General features: G+C 70.0%; 16 protein-coding genes. 9 read left to right on the top strand and 7 right to left on the bottom strand.

Features of this window, described 5'->3' with window-relative positions; genetic code table 11:
* Nucleotides 1-3: 3 nt before the first annotated feature.
* Nucleotides 4-876: an alpha/beta fold hydrolase gene (locus QE416_RS12120; protein ID WP_307316532.1), complete on the bottom strand. Its 873-nt coding sequence runs from the start codon at nucleotides 874-876 to the stop codon at nucleotides 4-6.
* 110 nt (nucleotides 877-986) lie between these two features.
* On the opposite strand from QE416_RS12120, the gene QE416_RS12115 reads away from it, so the two are divergent.
* The 3 genes from QE416_RS12115 to QE416_RS12100 all read left to right on the top strand — a co-directional run bounded on the left by QE416_RS12115 (nucleotide 987) and on the right by QE416_RS12100 (nucleotide 5805).
* Nucleotides 987-1721 carry an exonuclease domain-containing protein gene (locus QE416_RS12115; RefSeq protein WP_210076583.1) on the top strand — a complete coding sequence of 245 codons (735 nt, stop codon included), beginning with the start codon at nucleotides 987-989 and terminating at the stop codon, nucleotides 1719-1721.
* Between the two features lie 875 nt (nucleotides 1722-2596).
* Nucleotides 2597-3535 carry a DUF222 domain-containing protein gene (locus QE416_RS12110; RefSeq protein WP_307316531.1) on the top strand — a complete coding sequence of 313 codons (939 nt, stop codon included), beginning with the start codon at nucleotides 2597-2599 and terminating at the stop codon, nucleotides 3533-3535.
* 1445 nt (nucleotides 3536-4980) lie between these two features.
* A complete protein-coding gene (locus tag QE416_RS12100) occupies nucleotides 4981-5805 on the top strand; it encodes a carbon-nitrogen hydrolase family protein (protein WP_307316527.1) in 825 nt (274 codons plus the stop codon).
* A 543-nt stretch (nucleotides 5806-6348) separates the two neighbouring features.
* Here the strand turns inward: QE416_RS12100 and QE416_RS12095 are convergent.
* The 3 genes from QE416_RS12095 to glgA form a co-directional block, all read right to left on the bottom strand.
* Nucleotides 6349-6600, bottom strand: a complete 252-nt coding sequence (locus QE416_RS12095; protein ID WP_013586710.1) for a type B 50S ribosomal protein L31 — start codon at nucleotides 6598-6600, stop codon at nucleotides 6349-6351.
* Nucleotides 6601-6731: 131 nt separating this feature from the next.
* Nucleotides 6732-7514: an ABC transporter ATP-binding protein gene (locus QE416_RS12090; protein ID WP_210076589.1), complete on the bottom strand. Its 783-nt coding sequence runs from the start codon at nucleotides 7512-7514 to the stop codon at nucleotides 6732-6734.
* A gap of 236 nt (nucleotides 7515-7750) precedes the next feature.
* Nucleotides 7751-8941: a glycogen synthase gene (gene glgA / locus QE416_RS12085; RefSeq protein WP_267787441.1), complete on the bottom strand. Its 1191-nt coding sequence runs from the start codon at nucleotides 8939-8941 to the stop codon at nucleotides 7751-7753.
* Between the two features lie 76 nt (nucleotides 8942-9017).
* On the opposite strand from glgA, the gene glgC reads away from it, so the two are divergent.
* Complete coding sequence (glgC, locus tag QE416_RS12080; RefSeq protein ID WP_210076594.1) at nucleotides 9018-10262, top strand: glucose-1-phosphate adenylyltransferase; 1245 nt, start codon at nucleotides 9018-9020, stop codon at nucleotides 10260-10262.
* 183 nt (nucleotides 10263-10445) lie between these two features.
* On the opposite strand, the gene QE416_RS12075 is transcribed toward glgC, so the two are convergent.
* Both QE416_RS12075 and QE416_RS12070 read right to left on the bottom strand, forming a co-directional pair.
* Nucleotides 10446-10919 (bottom strand): S-ribosylhomocysteine lyase, encoded by a 474-nt coding sequence (locus QE416_RS12075; RefSeq protein WP_210076596.1) that lies wholly within the window; start codon nucleotides 10917-10919, stop codon nucleotides 10446-10448.
* Nucleotides 10920-11086: 167 nt separating this feature from the next.
* Nucleotides 11087-11566 carry an Lrp/AsnC family transcriptional regulator gene (locus QE416_RS12070; protein ID WP_307316517.1) on the bottom strand — a complete coding sequence of 160 codons (480 nt, stop codon included), beginning with the start codon at nucleotides 11564-11566 and terminating at the stop codon, nucleotides 11087-11089.
* Nucleotides 11567-11688: 122 nt separating this feature from the next.
* Between QE416_RS12070 and QE416_RS12065 the strand changes: the two genes are divergently transcribed.
* From QE416_RS12065 to QE416_RS12050, 4 genes are all read left to right on the top strand, one after another.
* Complete coding sequence (locus QE416_RS12065; protein WP_307316514.1) at nucleotides 11689-12240, top strand: alpha/beta hydrolase; 552 nt, start codon at nucleotides 11689-11691, stop codon at nucleotides 12238-12240.
* A 96-nt stretch (nucleotides 12241-12336) separates the two neighbouring features.
* Nucleotides 12337-12978, top strand: a complete 642-nt coding sequence (gene serB / locus QE416_RS12060; RefSeq protein WP_307316512.1) for a phosphoserine phosphatase SerB — start codon at nucleotides 12337-12339, stop codon at nucleotides 12976-12978.
* A 118-nt stretch (nucleotides 12979-13096) separates the two neighbouring features.
* Nucleotides 13097-13561, top strand: a complete 465-nt coding sequence (locus tag QE416_RS12055; protein ID WP_307316510.1) for an alpha/beta fold hydrolase — start codon at nucleotides 13097-13099, stop codon at nucleotides 13559-13561.
* 20 nt (nucleotides 13562-13581) lie between these two features.
* Nucleotides 13582-13773 carry an alpha/beta fold hydrolase gene (locus QE416_RS12050; RefSeq protein ID WP_307316507.1) on the top strand — a complete coding sequence of 64 codons (192 nt, stop codon included), beginning with the start codon at nucleotides 13582-13584 and terminating at the stop codon, nucleotides 13771-13773.
* A gap of 75 nt (nucleotides 13774-13848) precedes the next feature.
* Here the strand turns inward: QE416_RS12050 and fabG are convergent, their stop codons facing one another.
* A complete protein-coding gene (gene fabG / locus QE416_RS12045; RefSeq protein WP_307316504.1) occupies nucleotides 13849-14559 on the bottom strand; it encodes a 3-oxoacyl-ACP reductase FabG in 711 nt (236 codons plus the stop codon).
* Between the two features lie 134 nt (nucleotides 14560-14693).
* Here fabG and QE416_RS12040 point away from each other — a divergent pair, with 134 nt between their 5' ends.
* Nucleotides 14694-15368 carry a DUF4190 domain-containing protein gene (locus QE416_RS12040; protein ID WP_307316501.1) on the top strand — a complete coding sequence of 225 codons (675 nt, stop codon included), beginning with the start codon at nucleotides 14694-14696 and terminating at the stop codon, nucleotides 15366-15368.
* Nucleotides 15369-15379 lie beyond the last annotated feature (11 nt).

Genomic DNA, 15379 nt, shown 5'->3' with positions numbered 1-15379 from the left:
CGACTACTCCACGAACTCCCGGATCGCGGATGCCGCCGCCTCCGGCGTCTCGTAGTGGATCAGGTGCCCGACCTCGGGGATCTCCACGAGCCGCGCATCGGGGAACAACGTCGCCAGGTGACGCTCGGCCTCGATCGGAGTGATGTCGTCCTTCTCGGCCGCGATGAGAAGCGTCGGCTGCGCGATGCGCGGGGCGAACTCGCGCACGTCGTGCGAGACGCTCGTCACGAAGGCCTCGTGCAGCACGTCGCGGTCGGCGAAGCGCGAGAAGTACTCGTCGTGCTGCTCGTGCACGAAACGGCGCAGGTCGGGGTCGCGCGTCTTGGCCATGGCGTTGCTCATCACGCGCACGATGAGGCCGTTGCGCAGCAGCGCGTCGCCGAGCACGCGCGGAAGCCTCGCCCCGGCCAGGTAGTAGAACACGGCGAGACGAGTCAGAATGCCTCGCGGCCCCTCGAGGGCTGGGGCCCCGATGGGGTTCACGAGAATGAGCTTCGGCGTCGACAACCCGCCCGCCACCGCCGCGGACGCCACGATCGAGCCGAACGAGTGGCCGAGCACGACGGCATCCGGAGCGACCTGCTCGACGAACGCCCGCAGCCACGCTGCGTAGGTGTCGAGATCGTGGGGGCGACCGACGAACGGCGCGGTCTCGCCGAACCCGGGAAGATCGGGAGAGATGACCCGGATGCCGGGAAGATGCGCCACGACCGGATCGAGCCCGTGGTGCTCACCGCGGAAGCCGTGCACCGCCACGATCGTCGTTCCGGCGTCGTCGTCGCCGTACACCCAGTACGCCGTGGTCCCCCCGAGAACCCGCGCCTCGCGCCGCGCGACGGGGATCTGGGCGAGGCGTTCGGCGTAGGGGTTCGGCATGCGTCGAGTCTACGAGGGGGGATACACGACTCTGATCGAGCGCTCTTCGTCATCCACCCCGCTCTGCGCGCCTCGACGGTGATGTCGGAGCTCCCCTCTACCGTGAGCGCATGACCACGTGGCAGGCCGAGCCGCTCCCCCTCTTCCAGACGCCCGAGTGGGCGCGCCTCGTCGGCGTGTTCGACCTGGAGACCACGGGGATCGATGTCGAGAACGATCGCATCGTCACCGCGCACGTGGGTGTACTCGACGCCGAAGGCAACGTCGTCGACGCGCGCGACTGGCTCGCCGACCCCGGCGTCGAGATCCCGGCGGGAGCCGCGGCCATCCACGGCATCTCCACCGATCGCGCCCGCGCCGACGGTGCTCCGGCGCCGCGCGTGGTGGCCGAGGTCGTCGAGGCTCTCGGGTCGCTGTTCGCCGCCGGCATCCCGGTCGTCGCCTACAACGCGCCCTTCGACTTCTCGATGCTGAAGAACGAAGCCGTGCGTCATGGCGTGACCCCGATCGCCGCCCCCTCCCCCGTCATCGACCCCCTCGTGGTCGACAAGACCTTCGACCGGTACCGCCGCGGCAAGCGCACGCTCTCGGTCGTCGCCGAGCACTACCGTGTGCCGCTCGAATCCGCCCACGAGGCCTGCGCCGACGCGGTCGCTGCGGGGCGACTCGCCCTGGCGCTCGCCGAGAAGTTCGGGCCGTGGCTCCCCTCGACCCTCGACGAGCTCCATACCCGCCAGATCGCCTGGGCCCGCGCGCAAGCCGAGAGCCTCACGGAGTACTTCGTGAAGATCGGCCGGCTGGATGCCACCGCTCCCGCGATCGACGGGGCTTGGCCGATCCGCTGACGCCCGGACGACCGGTCTCGGGCTCCCGGCATCCGACAGCATCGAATCTCACCGGGCGCCCGGGCGCCTTCCCGGCACGGCGATCGAGTGTGCGACCTGATCGCCCTACCCGCTGAACACCCCATCCGCACGAGCCCGACACCATCGAGCTGCACCTGAGCCGACCTCTTCGCTTGGTCGAAAAGCACACTCATACGAGCCGGCGCGACGATCCGAGCCCGAACCCCTCTCCGATTCCGGCGCGAAACACGACTCGCGCGAGCGGACCACACGACCGAAACCCGAACCCCGTTTCCTCACCGGTCGAAGCTCCGCCCCCACCACCGGCCACCACGACACACACCCGACCTCCGATCCCGCCCCGGTCGAAACACCACCCACCCGACCCCGACACCGCGACCCGGACCTGCTCTCGCCCCCGTCCCGGTGCACGACACCGCCCCCCACACCACGACACGAGCCTGAACCCAGGTCCCACCCCGGTCAGGAGCAAGACCCGACGCCCCGATCCGAGCCTGCTCTCACCCCCGTCCCGGTGCACAACACCGCCCCCACGATCCGAACCTGCTCTCACCCCATTCCCGGCCCCAACACCGCCCCCACCGCCTCGACACCAACCTGACCCCAGGTGCCGCCCCGGTCAGGAGCAAGGCCCGACGCCCGGTCCAGGCCTGCTCCTCCCCCTCTCCTAGGCGAAGAGGTCACGAGCGCGGCCACTGAGGAGCAGCGTTGAGGGAGTTCCGCGACCACCCCTGCTCTACCCCTGCACTCGCCGGCCTTCACCGGACTCGCGTGCGAGGTCGCCCTTGAGACTCGGATTCACCAAGTGAATGCGACCCCGACCCAATGTCGGAGGTCGGCGATACCGTTCTCCCATGACCCGCATCGCACGCTCCGAAGACCGGCCGACGCCGGTGTTCCGAGAGTGCGACGGCGCGCCCTGGCCCAGCGACGACGAGCTCGAGCTCGAAGCCGCATGGGCTGCTTTTCGCGAGAGCGGCGATGTTCAATGGTCGACGGGCGACGAGGCCCCGTCGGCGAACCCTGTGTCTCCCTCTCTCGCCCGCAGCGCGCCGCTGCGGGTGCCGCACACTCTTCATGCCCCCGACGGTGCCGCGACCTGGGAGTGGGAGTGGGACGACGTCATCGACCCGTCCGGCAGCGAAGCCGCAGGGGTCTCCGACATCGACGCGCGATTGGGGCACCTCGAGTGCGTCGTCAGGGATCGGCAGCGTGCGACCGCCGACGAGTACCGTCTGATCCTGGCGATCCTCGACGATGCCGCCTTCGACCCCACACCGTGGGTCGGACCCGACCCCACGGTGGATCGCGCCTGGAGTGATTCCCGAGGCCGCACGCCCGGCGCCGTGCGGCGCGACCGCGTCGACCTCGCGGAACGCGCCGCTGTCGCCGAGATCGCGGTGCGCCTGCATCTGTCCGAACAGACGGTCCGGACGAGGGCCGCTCACGCGCGGACGCTGGCCGTCGGTTGCCCAATGCTGTGGACCGCCTTCGGTGAGGGGCGCTTTTCCGAGAAGCACGCCGTCGACGCGGCCCGGATGGCTTCGACCCTCCCCGCCGGCGACGCCGACGCCTTTCGGCGCTTCGACGACGAAGCGTGCGCGCAGGCGCTGGCCCTGCCCCCGGCGAAGTTCGCCGTGGCGGCCCGCGCCATTCGCGAGCGCGTCCACGCCGAGTCCATCGAGACCCGTCACCGTCGGGCTGCAGAGGAGCGCGGCGTGTGGATGAGAGCCGAGCTCGACGGCATGCTTCGCTGCACGCGCTTCTCCCCGCTGACCGCGCTCGCGCCGTGATGTCGCGCCTCGACCAGGCAGCTCGGCACCTGCGCGCTGCGCCCGACGAAGAGCGCACACTCGCGCAACTGCGAGCAGACGCCCTCGCGGACCTGGTGACGATGACGGACGACCCGGTGCCCGCATCGATGGACCCGACCCCGGCTGACGGCACCGTCGGCCCCTCCCCTCAAGCGGTCGATGGTGCAGGCCCGAGGCCTCATTCACCGGGCGAAGCGCTACGCGCGCCCTACCCACCCGACATACGGCACGCCGAGCCCCGCGGATCATCCAGCGCTCACGAAACCGGAGCCCCGCGACCCGCACCCGCACCCTCACCCGACGCACCCCATGATTCACCTACCGCCCCGCGCACCTTCCGAGCCGCGCCTTCAGCGACCGTCGTCGTCACGATCCCCGCGCTCACCCTCCTGGGTCACAGCAGCGAGCCCGCAACGCTCGAGGGGTACGGGCCGATCGATCTCGACACGGCGCGGCGCTTGGCCAGCACCGCGACCTCATGGATCCGACTCCTCACCCATCCGGTGACCGGCGCCCCGCTCATACTCGACCGCAAGACGTACCGGATTCCCGTCGCCCTCCGCCGGTGGCTCGGTGTCACCTCGCCCACCTGCGTCTTCCCCGGGTGCGGTCGCGCTGCACGCGAGTGCGACATCGATCACCGCACCGCGTGGGCCGACGGCGGAACCACCGATGATGACAACCTCGACCCCAAATGCCGCCATCACCATCGCCTGCGCCACGAGAGCCGCTGGGATATCGACCACGGGGCCGGCGGCGACAGCGCCTGGACCTCTCCCCTCGGTGGGAGATACGGGACAGATCCACCGCCGTTCTAGGAACGACGTGGCGAGACCGCCGCGATGAGACCGGACCGCGAGCTCGGTTCGCCCTGCACCGACGCACGCGCTGTTCCACACCGGCAGTCGCGTTGCCTTGGACCCGGCCCTCCCGTGGCCCTCTCCTCCCGCACCGCTTCCCCCTGACTGAACCCCGATCCTGCCCTTCCTGCGCCCGCACCGCGCGGCCGCTCCCGCAAACCCGGCCCGGACCCCGACCCCGCCCGATCTTTGGGCCGCGCCGCGCACCTGCTGGCATCGCCTGCACTGGTCCAGGCTCCGACTCGACCCCGGGTCTCGCTGCGCCCGCGCCGCTGCCCCGATTCCGAGTCCGGCCCCGACCCCAACCCGGGCTCACCGCCGGGCCGCTGCCCGATCTCGAATCCGCCCCCAACCCCTGCACACTTCCGCACCGCGCCGCGCACCCGCCGCCGTCGCCTGCCCCTGCTCGAGGCCCCGACCCAGCCCTGGGCCTCCCCCTTGACCGCACCGCGCTACCGCTGCCCCGATCCCAGACCCGACACCAACACCGATCCACTTCCGCGCCCTGCCCGCCCCGCCACCGCCGACCGCAACGACGCGCCCCTGACCTGTCAAACTGCTCTCGTGACCGCCCGCATTGCCACCGTCCAGGCCGAGGCCGTCCCCGCCGCCGTCGAGGTCAACGTCGCGCGCGCCGCGCGGTTCGTCATCGAAAGCGACGCGGCCGGAGCAGACGTCGTCCTCTTTCCCGAGGCGTTCCTCACCGGCTACGACGAGACCGTTTTCGCCGGTGCGCTGCCGAGCATCGCGGACCGCGCGTGGCTCGCCCCGCTGCAGGAGGCTGTCGACGAGACGGGCGTCGCCGCCGTAGTGAATACCGCGCTCCAGGCGGGCGATCGACGAACGCTGACCGACCTCCTGTTCACCCCCGGCCAACCGCCCTACCCCGCGTACTCCAAGCAACACCTCCACTCGCCCGAGCGCGCCTTCTTCACCTCCGGCGCGCGTGGATACTCGTTCCGAATCCGCGACGTCGAGTTCGCCTTATCGGTCTGTTATGACGCGAACTTTCCCGAGCATGCCGCCGCGGCTGCGGCTGCCGGCGCCACCGTCTATCTCAACAGCGGCGCATATTTTCCGGGCGGTGGCCGCCGCCGCGATCTTCACCTGGCCGCACGTGCGCTCGACAACGGCATCTACGTCGTCTACAGCGGTCTCGTCGGCGTTCCGAGCGACTTCATCGGCGGCTCGGCCATCTTCGACCCGCTGGGACGCCGCATCGCGGCCGTCGGCGAACGCGAAGGGCTGGCCATCGCCGACATCGACCCCGCTGTCGTGGAAGACGTCCGTCGCGACCAGCGCATGTGGGCGGACCGCCGAGACGACCTGGGCGCCTTCGAGCGATCCGGCGAACTCCGGTCACAAGCCGGTCGCGCAGCACCGGCCTGAAACGGCTGAGCGAATCTCCCCCCACCACCCGGCCGTCCCGCCAGACCCTCTACCCGCGCGGCGACCCCGCGCCACGAGGCACGCGCAACGCCGGCCCGAACCAGTCCGGCGAACCTCCCCCACCACCCGGCCGTCCCGCCCGTCCCTCAACCCGCGCGGCGAACCCACGCCACGAGCCGCTCCCGCAACACCGGCCCGAACCAGCCCGGCGAACGTCCGCCACCACCCGCCCGTCCCTCAACCCGCACGGCGACCCCGCGCCACGAGCCGACAGCACCGCACAACCGAAGACATTCCGCCGAGCCCTCTCACCACCCCGCAGCGGTACGCGACTCAGAGGTCATCGCCGCCCCACGAAGTTCACCGGGTTTCTCAGGGTCCACAGCTCGGCGGCGGTTGCAGCGCCCGTCCGCGTCAGGCGAATACCGCAGAACAATCCGCTCACGCGCAGGAAAACGAACGTGCTTCAACGCGCTCCCCGTGTAACGCGAAAGCCCCCCATCCCGAAGGACGAGGGGCTTTCGCTGCGAGAACCGCTGCGGATCAACGACCGCCGAAGTTCTTGAAGCGCTGGTTGAACTTCTCGACGCGACCGGCCGAGTCCATGATGCGCTGCTTGCCCGTGTAGAACGGGTGCGAAGCCGACGAGATCTCCACGTCGATGACGGGGTACTCCACGCCGTCGAGCTCGATCGTCTTGTCGCTGGACACGGTCGAACGGGTGAGGAACGTGTCGCCCGAACCGAGGTCGCGGAACACGACGGCCTTGTACGTGGGGTGGATGTCAGTCTTCATGGGAGGTCCTTTGAGAAGTGGTGTCCTGGATTCTGCCAGGACGTCAAAGTCTGCGGCGCCGATGGCACCAACGGAAGAGTCTACCAGGCCCAGCTCCGGGCCGCGGCCCCGTGATTCGAGCGCCGATCGGATCAGGAGGCGCGAGCCGCCCAGCGCCCGGCTTCGTGCGTGAGCGTGATGTCGAGCCCGAACGTCTTGGAGAGGTTCTCGGCCGTCAGCGCCTCGTCGAGGGGCCCGGATGCCACGACCTCACCGTCACGCAGAAGAAGAACGTGCGTGAACCCGACGGGGATCTCCTCGACGTGGTGCGTCACCATGACCATCGCGGGCGTGGTGGGAGCCTGTGCGTAACCGGACAGCAGAGCCAGCAGTTCTTCGCGCGCTCCGAGGTCGAGGCTGGCCGTCGGCTCGTCGAGCAGCAACAGCTCGGGGTCGGTCATGACCGCGCGGGCGATCTGCACGCGCTTCTGCTCGCCGTCGCTCAGGGTGCCGAAGGTGCGGTCGGCGAGGTGGTCGAGTTTCCACTCGGCCAGCACGCGCAGTGCGCGACGCTCGTCGATGTCGTCGTAGTCCTCGCGCCAGCGACCGACGACTGAGAAGGCCGCCGTGAGCACGACGTCGAGCACCGTCTCTTCCGGCGGCACGCGACGCGCCATCGCCGACGACGCGAACCCGATGCGCGGGCGGAGCTCGAACACGTCGGTGCGCCCCAGACGCTCGCCGAGGATCGTCACCGAACCCGACGTGGGGTGCAGCAGCGTGTCGGCGAGCTGGAGGACCGTCGTCTTCCCCGCACCGTTCGGGCCGAGGACGACCCAGCGCTGGTCATCCGACACCGTCCAGTCGAGGTGGGACACGATGTCCCGCGCGTTCCGGCGGACGACGACGTCGGAGAACTCGAGAACCTGGGGCATGCCTCCAGCCTACTGTCCGAGCCGGAGAGAATCGGATGCCACGCGGCCCCTGTGGACAGCGGGCCACGGCCAGCGCAGGACCCGGGCGCACAGCACCACCACGCCCCCGACGACCACCGCGAGCTCCCTCCCCGCAACCGCCGCGCACAGCACCACCGCGCCTAGACGACCGCCCGGAACTCCCTCCCCGCAACCGCCGCGCACAACGCCACCGCGCCCCCGACGAGCACCGCGAGTTACTTTCCCGCAACCTCCGCGTACAGCGCCGCAGTGGTCTCCGCGATCGCCGCCCAGCTGAAGTCATCGACCGCGCGCTGGCGTCCGGCGCGTCCGTAGGCCCGGGCCTTCTCGGCATCCATCGACACCTCCGTCAGCACACGGGCGAGGTCGTCGACGAAACGCTCGGGATCCACGGGCGTTCCCGTGCCGTCCTGCACCTGGTCGATCGGCACGAGGCGGCCGGTCACGCCGTCCACGACGACCTCCGGAATACCGCCCGTCGCCGTTCCCACCACCGCGGCACCGCACGCCATGGCCTCGAGGTTCACGATGCCCAGGGGCTCGTACACCGAGGGGCACACGAACGTGGTCGCGGCCGTGAGAATGGCGCACAGCTCGTGGCGCGGCAGCAGTCGCTCGATCCAGACGACCCCGTCGCGGGTGGCCTGCAGTCCCCGCACGAGCTCCTGGACCTCGGCCATGATCTGCGGGGTGTCGGGAGCTCCCGCGCACAGGATCACCTGCACCTCGGGCGGAAGCTGCTCCGCCGCACGCAGCAGATACGGCAGGCCCTTCTGACGGGTGATGCGACCGACGAACACGACCGACGGACGTGCGGGGTCGATTCCCTGCGACCGCAGGAAGTCGTCGTCCGACACCGGATGCCATGACTCGGTGTCGATGCCGTTGTAGATGACCCGCACCTTGTCGGGGTCGAGCGAGGGGTAGCTGCGCAAAATGTCGTCGCGCATGCCCGAGCTGACCGCGACGACCGCCGCAGCGCCCTCGTACGCGGTCTTCTCGATGTAGCTCGACACCGCGTAGCCGCCACCGAGTTGTTCGGCCTTCCACGGGCGGAGCGGTTCGAGGCTGTGAGCGGTGACGACATGCGGGATGCCGTGGAGAAGCGACGCCAGGTGACCCGCGAAGTTCGCGTACCAGGTGTGGGAGTGCACGACGTCGGCGCCCGCGATGTCGGACACGATCGCCAGATCGGTGCCGAGCGTCTGGATGGCCCCGTTAGCCGACGCCAGCTCGGCGGGCACGCCGTACGAGGTCGTGTCCGCCTCCTCGCGCGACGCGCCGAACGCGCGCACCTGCACCTCGGTGCCCTCGGCGCGCAGCGCCTTCACGAGTTCGGTGGCGTGGACCCCGGCTCCGCCGTAGATCTCCGGCGGGTACTCCTTGGTCACGATGTCGACGCGCATGAGACGAACCGTAGTACAGGCAGAGACGCGCCGTGAACGTGTTCCCGCTCGCTTCCCTGAGCCCTAGGGTGGTGCCATGCCTGCAGCGCCGAAGGTCTTCGGAATCATCCTCGCCGGCGGCGAGGGAAAGCGACTCATGCCCCTGACGGCGGACCGCGCCAAACCCGCCGTCCCCTTCGGCGGCCAGTACCGCCTGATCGACTTCGCGATATCGAACCTGATCAATTCGGGACTGCGTCAGCTCGTCGTGCTGACGCAGTACAAGTCGCACAGCCTCGACCGCCACATCTCGCAGACGTGGCGCATGTCGCCGATGCTCGGCGCGTACGTCGCCTCTGTCCCGGCCCAGCAGCGACTCGGTAAGCGATGGTTCTCGGGCTCAGCCGACGCGATCCTGCAGTCGATGAACCTGATCCGCGACGAGAAGCCCGACATCGTCGTCGTCATCGGCGCCGACCACGTGTACCGCATGGACTTCAAGCAGATGCTCGACGCCCACATCGCCTCCGACGCGCGGGCGACGGTCGCCGGCATCCGTCAACCGATCTCGCTCGCGAACCAGTTCGGCGTGATCGACACCGACCCCACCGACCCGACGAAGATCCGCGCCTTCCTCGAGAAGCCGCAGAACCCCGAGGGACTGGCCGATGCCCCCCACGAGGTGCTCGCCTCGATGGGCAACTACATCTTCGACACCGACGCCCTGGTCGAAGCCGTCGCCCACGACGGGGAGCTGCCGACCTCGGCGCACGACATGGGCGGCGATATCGTGCCCTACTTCGTCAATCGCGGTGAGGCCGCCGTCTACGACTTCAACCGCAACGACGTGCCCGGCTCCACCCCGCGCGATCAGTCGTACTGGCGTGACGTCGGCACGATCGAGTCGTTCTACGACGCGCACATGGACCTGATCTCGACCCTGCCCGTGTTCAACCTCTACAACAACGACTGGCCGATCTACTCGCAGACCTTCAACGCCCCGCCGGCGAAGTTCGTGCGCGACTCCGTCGGACGCATCGGCAACGCGATCGACTCGATCGTGTCTCTCGGTTCCGTGCTCTCGGGCACGCACCTCGAGCGCAGCGTCGTCGGCCCGTGGGCCCTCGCCGGGGGCGGCTCGACGATCACCGATTCGGTGCTCTTCGACAGCGTGCAGGTCGGCGCGGGCGCGCGGATCCACCGTGCGATCCTCGACAAGAACGTCGTCCTCGAGCCCGGCGCGACCATCGGCGTCGACCGCGAGCGCGACCTCGCCCGCGGATTCACCGTGACCGAGACGGGCATCACCGTCGTCGGCAAGGACGTGCACGTCCACGCCTAGCGATCGAGACGGCTCCGGATGCCGCACGGCTCCGGGTGCAGAAGAGGGGCGGTGACCGAGCTGGTCACCGCCCCTCTCTCGTCGGGAGAGCGATCTTCTCACCATCGCGCCCGAGGCCGTCGCACGGGATGGGCGCCTGCGACGCGGGCCGGGTGAGACGCGCTCGCGCGGAGAGGCCCTCTCTCAGACCCCCACGCGCTCGAACGCGTCGCGCGAGATGCCCTTGGCGAGAACGGCTTTCGACCACTCCTTCGCCGTGTGCAGGCTGTGGTCGCGGTAATTGCCGCAGCTGAAAGCGTCGGTGCCGGGGACGTCGTCCCACTCCACGTCCTCGGCGATCGCGCGCAGCGAGTCGGAGATCGCGTCGACGAGGGCCGCGACCTCGGGCTCGCCCCACATGATCACGTGGAAGCCGGTGCGGCAGCCGAACGGCGAGATGTCGATCAGACCGTCGATGCGATCGCGCACGAGGCTGGCGAGAAGGTGCTCGATGGTGTGGAGCCCGGCGGTGGGGATCTCCTGCTCGTTCGGCTGCACGAGACGCAGGTCGAAGTTCGAGATGACATCGCCGCGCGGACCCGACTCGGTACCGATGAGGCGCACGTACGGCGCCAGCACGGCGGTGTGATCCAGGGTGAAGCTTTCGACGTCGGCCATGGGGAGGTCCCTTCGGAGGAAGCGGGGGGGTACCGGACGAGCCTACGCGGGGGCGTCGCACGATGACCCCGCGTGACGCCGCGGGAGGCGTGCGGCGGCATCTGCCCGGGAAAAGCGGGGGACGCCGGAACAGCCTCGGCGGACACCGCGCGACGACCCCGCGACTGTCACGGCCGCGTCGAGCTGGTGGCCATCGAGTTGTCGACGTCCGCCGGCATGAGGGGCTTGGAAGGGTACTCGCGCAAGACGAGCGCGGTGGTGACCGGGCCGTAGCGCGCCAGGGAGTCGACGATCCTCTCCAGTCGAGCCGCGTCGGCGCAATGGACGTCGAAGATGAGGCAGTCCTCTCCGGTCACGCGGAGCGTCGACGCGATCTCGTTCGTCTCCGAAGCGAGCTGCAGGGCGGGGCCGAGCTGCGCGTGCGTCGTGCGCAAGCGGACGACGGCCCGGATGTTCAGACCCACCGTGCTCGCGTGAACGATAGCGCGGTAGCCGGAGATGACCCCTGCTTTCTCGAGGCGTGAGATGCGCGCGCTGGCAGCGGGTTGCGACAAGCCGACCCGGCGGCCGACCTCCGCACCGGTGAGCCGTCCGTCGTGCTGGAGCAGCTCGAGGATCCGGCGGTCGACTCGGTCCAATGGTTCCATCGTCTTTCGCTCCCCCTCCTTAGGGATCGCTTGCTGAGCGTGCGCGTTCGCGATGATCCCATCATGCTCGATCGCGGAGCCTCGTCTCAGGCTCCCACGAGCGAGAGAAGCAGAGGTGGAACGTGGTGGGATACGTGATCGTCCCGGGAATCGGCGGGTCGGACGATTCGCATTGGCAGACTCTGTGGGAGCAGCAGTGGGGCAGCGAAACCGCCGTCCGTATCGAGCCAGGGTCGTGGTCTCAGCCGGACCTCCAGGACTGGGTCGGGGCGATCGCGCGAGCGGTCGAGGTCGTGCAGTCGCGCGATGGGGATGTCGTGCTGATCGCGCACAGTCTCGGATGCTGGGCGGCATCGGAGTGGTTGCAGCAGGCGAGCCACGGGCATGCCCGAGGAGCGCTCCTCGTCGCACCGCCGGACCCGACGGGTGAGGCGTTCCCCGCCGACGCCGCCCCGACCTTCCTGAGTGTTGCCGCACGTCCGCTGCCCTGCCCGAGTGTGGTCGTGGTCAGCACGAACGACCCGTATTGCGATCTGAAGGTGGCCCAGGAGCTCGCAGGGAGCTGGGGCAGTGATCTGGAGGTGGCCGGCGCACTCGGACACCTGAACTCCGCCAGTGGTCTCGGCGGGTGGCCCGCGGGTCGGGAGATGCTCGACCGCATGGCGTCCCTGTGACCTGTAGCTGGGTTGCCGGCCCGGCACCGCAGCACAGCAAGCGGAACAGTCGGGCATGGACGGAAGCGCGTTCCTCGAACCGCTAGCGTGGAGCGCGTGCCTGCGACCGCCCGTTTCCTCGTCGTCCTCGATGCCGATTCCACGCTGATCCGCAACGAGGTCATCGAGCTCCTCGCCGACGAGGCCGGCCGGGGTGCCGAGGTGGCCGCCGCCACCGAAGCCGCGATGCGCGGCGAGGTCGACTTCGCCACGAGCCTGCGCTCGCGGGTGCACGCACTGGCGGGCGTACCCACCGAGGCGTTCGAGCGGGCGATCGCGCGCATCGACCCCACCCCGGGCGTGCGCGAGCTGATCGCCGCCGTGCACGAGCGCGGCGGGGTCGTCGGCGTCGTGTCGGGCGGGTTCCACGAGGTTCTCGACACCGTGGCTCCCGGCCTGGGCGTCGACCTCTGGCGCGCGAACCGGCTCGTGGCCGTCGACGGAGCTCTCACGGGAGAGGTCGACGGAGACATCGTGGATGCCACGGCCAAGGCCGACACGCTCCGTCGCTGGGCCGCCGAGCTCGGTGTTCCCCTCCCCCTCACCTTCGCGATCGGAGATGGCGCGAACGACCTCGAGATGATGGCGACCGCGGGACTCGGTCTCGCGTTCAACGCCAAGCCCGCCGTGCGCGAGCGCGCGGATCTCGTGGTCGGCCCCGTCGACCTCGCGCAGGTCGTCGCCCTCCTCCCCCGCTGACGGGGCGCCCCGGGCTGACGACCGCCTCGGACTCTCCCCCCGGCGGCGGCCTGCCGCCCCACCGAGCCGACGCGACGGTCCCCTTCCCGATGTCGGAGGCCCGTTCTACCCTCGCCGCATGGACGTCATCTTGGTTCCCGGTCTCTGGCTCGACGCGTCGTCGTGGGACGACATCACCCCCGCCCTCGAGGCGGCCGACCATCGTCCGCATCCGTTGACTCTGCCTGGACCAGCCGTGGGCGATCTGGTCGTCGACGACTGGGTCGATGCGGTCGTCGCAGAGATCGACCGCATCGGTGGCCGGGTGATCCTCGTCGGGCACTCCGGTGGCGGCAACGTCGTCTGGGGTGCGGCCGACCGCCGGCCGGACCAGGTCGCGCGCGTCATCCTCGTCGACACGATCGTGCCGCATCCGGGCGCGATGATCTCCGAATTCCCATCGGGGACGGTGTCGTGCACTTCCCCGGGTGGGACTTCTTCGACGAAGACGACGTCGCCGACCTCGACCCACAGACGCGAGAGCGCACCGCGCAGCAGGTCGTCGATGTGCCCGGCCGCGTTCCGAGCTCGCGGATCACCCTGAGCGACGAGCGGCGATTCACCGTGCCCGTGACGATCCTGTCGGGGCAGCTCGATGCAGAAGCCCTCCCGCGGGTGCTCGCCGAGTGGGGTGCGTACGCCGAAGAGGTCGACCGCCTCGACAGTCTCGAGGTCGTGCGGCTCGGCTCCGGCCACTGGCCGCAGTTCTCGCAGCCCCAGCGGTTCGCCGAGAAGCTGGTCGCCGCGGTGCGGTGAGAAACCGGGCCCGATCGATAGGGCGATGGTGTCGCGCCGGGCCTTCGGGTTCTGGGGTGAGCCGGACTCCCGGCGTCAGTGCCCCATGCCGAGGCCGCCGTCGACCGGAATCACGGCACCCGAGATGTACGCGGCGTCGTCACCGGCGAGCCACGTGACGACTCCGGCGACCTCGTCGGGAGAGGCGAAACGTCCGGCGGGGATGTTCTTCTTGTACTCGGACTGGGTGTCGGCGGGAAGCTCGGCCGTCATGTCGGTCTCGATGAAGCCCGGTGCCACGACGTTCGCCGTGATCCCGCGACCGCCGAGTTCCCGCGTGAGCGAGCGGGCGAAGCCGACGAGCGCGCTCTTGGAGGCGGCGTAGTTGATCTGACCGGCCGAACCGTACAGACCGACGACGCTCGAGATGAGGATGACACGACCCCAGCGCGCCTTGAGCATGCCCTTGGAAGCGCGCTTGACCACGCGGAAGGCGCCACCGAGGTTGGTGTTGACGACGCTGTCGAAGTCGTCCTCGCTCATGCGGAGCAACAGGGTGTCCTTCGTCACACCGGCGTTCGCTACGACCACTGCGATCGGGCCGAGCTCGGCTTCCACCTGGGTTAAGGCGGCGTCCACGGCGGCGGCGTCGGTCACGTCGGCGCGCACGGTCAGGGTTCCCTCGGGGCCCTCACCGGAGCGGGCGGTCACGGCGACCTTCCATCCCTCGGCGACGAAACGCTCGGCGATGGCTCGACCGATGCCCCGGTTTCCTCCGGTGACGACGACGACGCGGTCCTGGGACATGGTGAGACTCCTGCGCTTGCGGTGACGGAACCGCCCTAGCCTACCGAGGCGACTCCCCCGCCTCGCCCGCCGAGGTTTGACACGGGGTCTGCGCCGCTGGAACGCTGGAGGAACGCGCGACGAAAGGGGCTCCCGTGAGCGACGACCGCACCACCGACCCGCAGCATCCCGAGCACATCGGGTCCGACAACGCGAACGGCGGCGACCAGCCGTCGTCGCCGTACGCTCCGCAGAGCGACACGCCCCCGGCTCCCCCGTACGAGGCAGCGGGGACGTCGGCGTCCGCGGCACCTTCCGGCGCTCCGGCGGACACCGCTACGCCCTACGGAACCCCGACGCCGGAAGCCCCGGCATCCCACACACCCGCGCCCGAGGCCCCCGCCTACGGCGCACCCGCGCCCGAGGCCGGTGCAGCCTACGGCGCGCCCGCCTACGGCGCACCGGCGTACGGGCAGCCCACGACCTCGACCTACGGACAGCCCGCGTACGGCGCCCCGAACGCGGCGTACGGCTACGGCGGCGGCTACGCCGCCCCCGCGCGCACCAACGTCCTGGCGATCGTGTCGCTGGTGGCATCCCTCGTCGGCTTCGTGCTCATCCTCCCGGTGGTGGGATCGATCGCCGGTGTCATCATGGGGCACATCTCGCTCAAGCAGATCAAGGAGCGGGGCGAGCGCGGCCGCGGAATGGCGCTTGCGGGTGTCATCATCGGCTACGTGACGCTCCTGTTCGTCATCCTCTTCATCATCGGGATCTCGATCCTCATCGCCGGCAGCGCCGGTTCCAGCGGCTCGCGCTACGGCGCCTGACGGTCGCGATC

Origin of the sequence: Microbacterium sp. SORGH_AS_0421 (genome assembly GCF_030818635.1) — a bacterium.
Lineage (GTDB): Bacteria > Actinomycetota > Actinomycetes > Actinomycetales > Microbacteriaceae > Microbacterium.
This window is presented reverse-complemented; position numbering and strand designations above follow the sequence as displayed.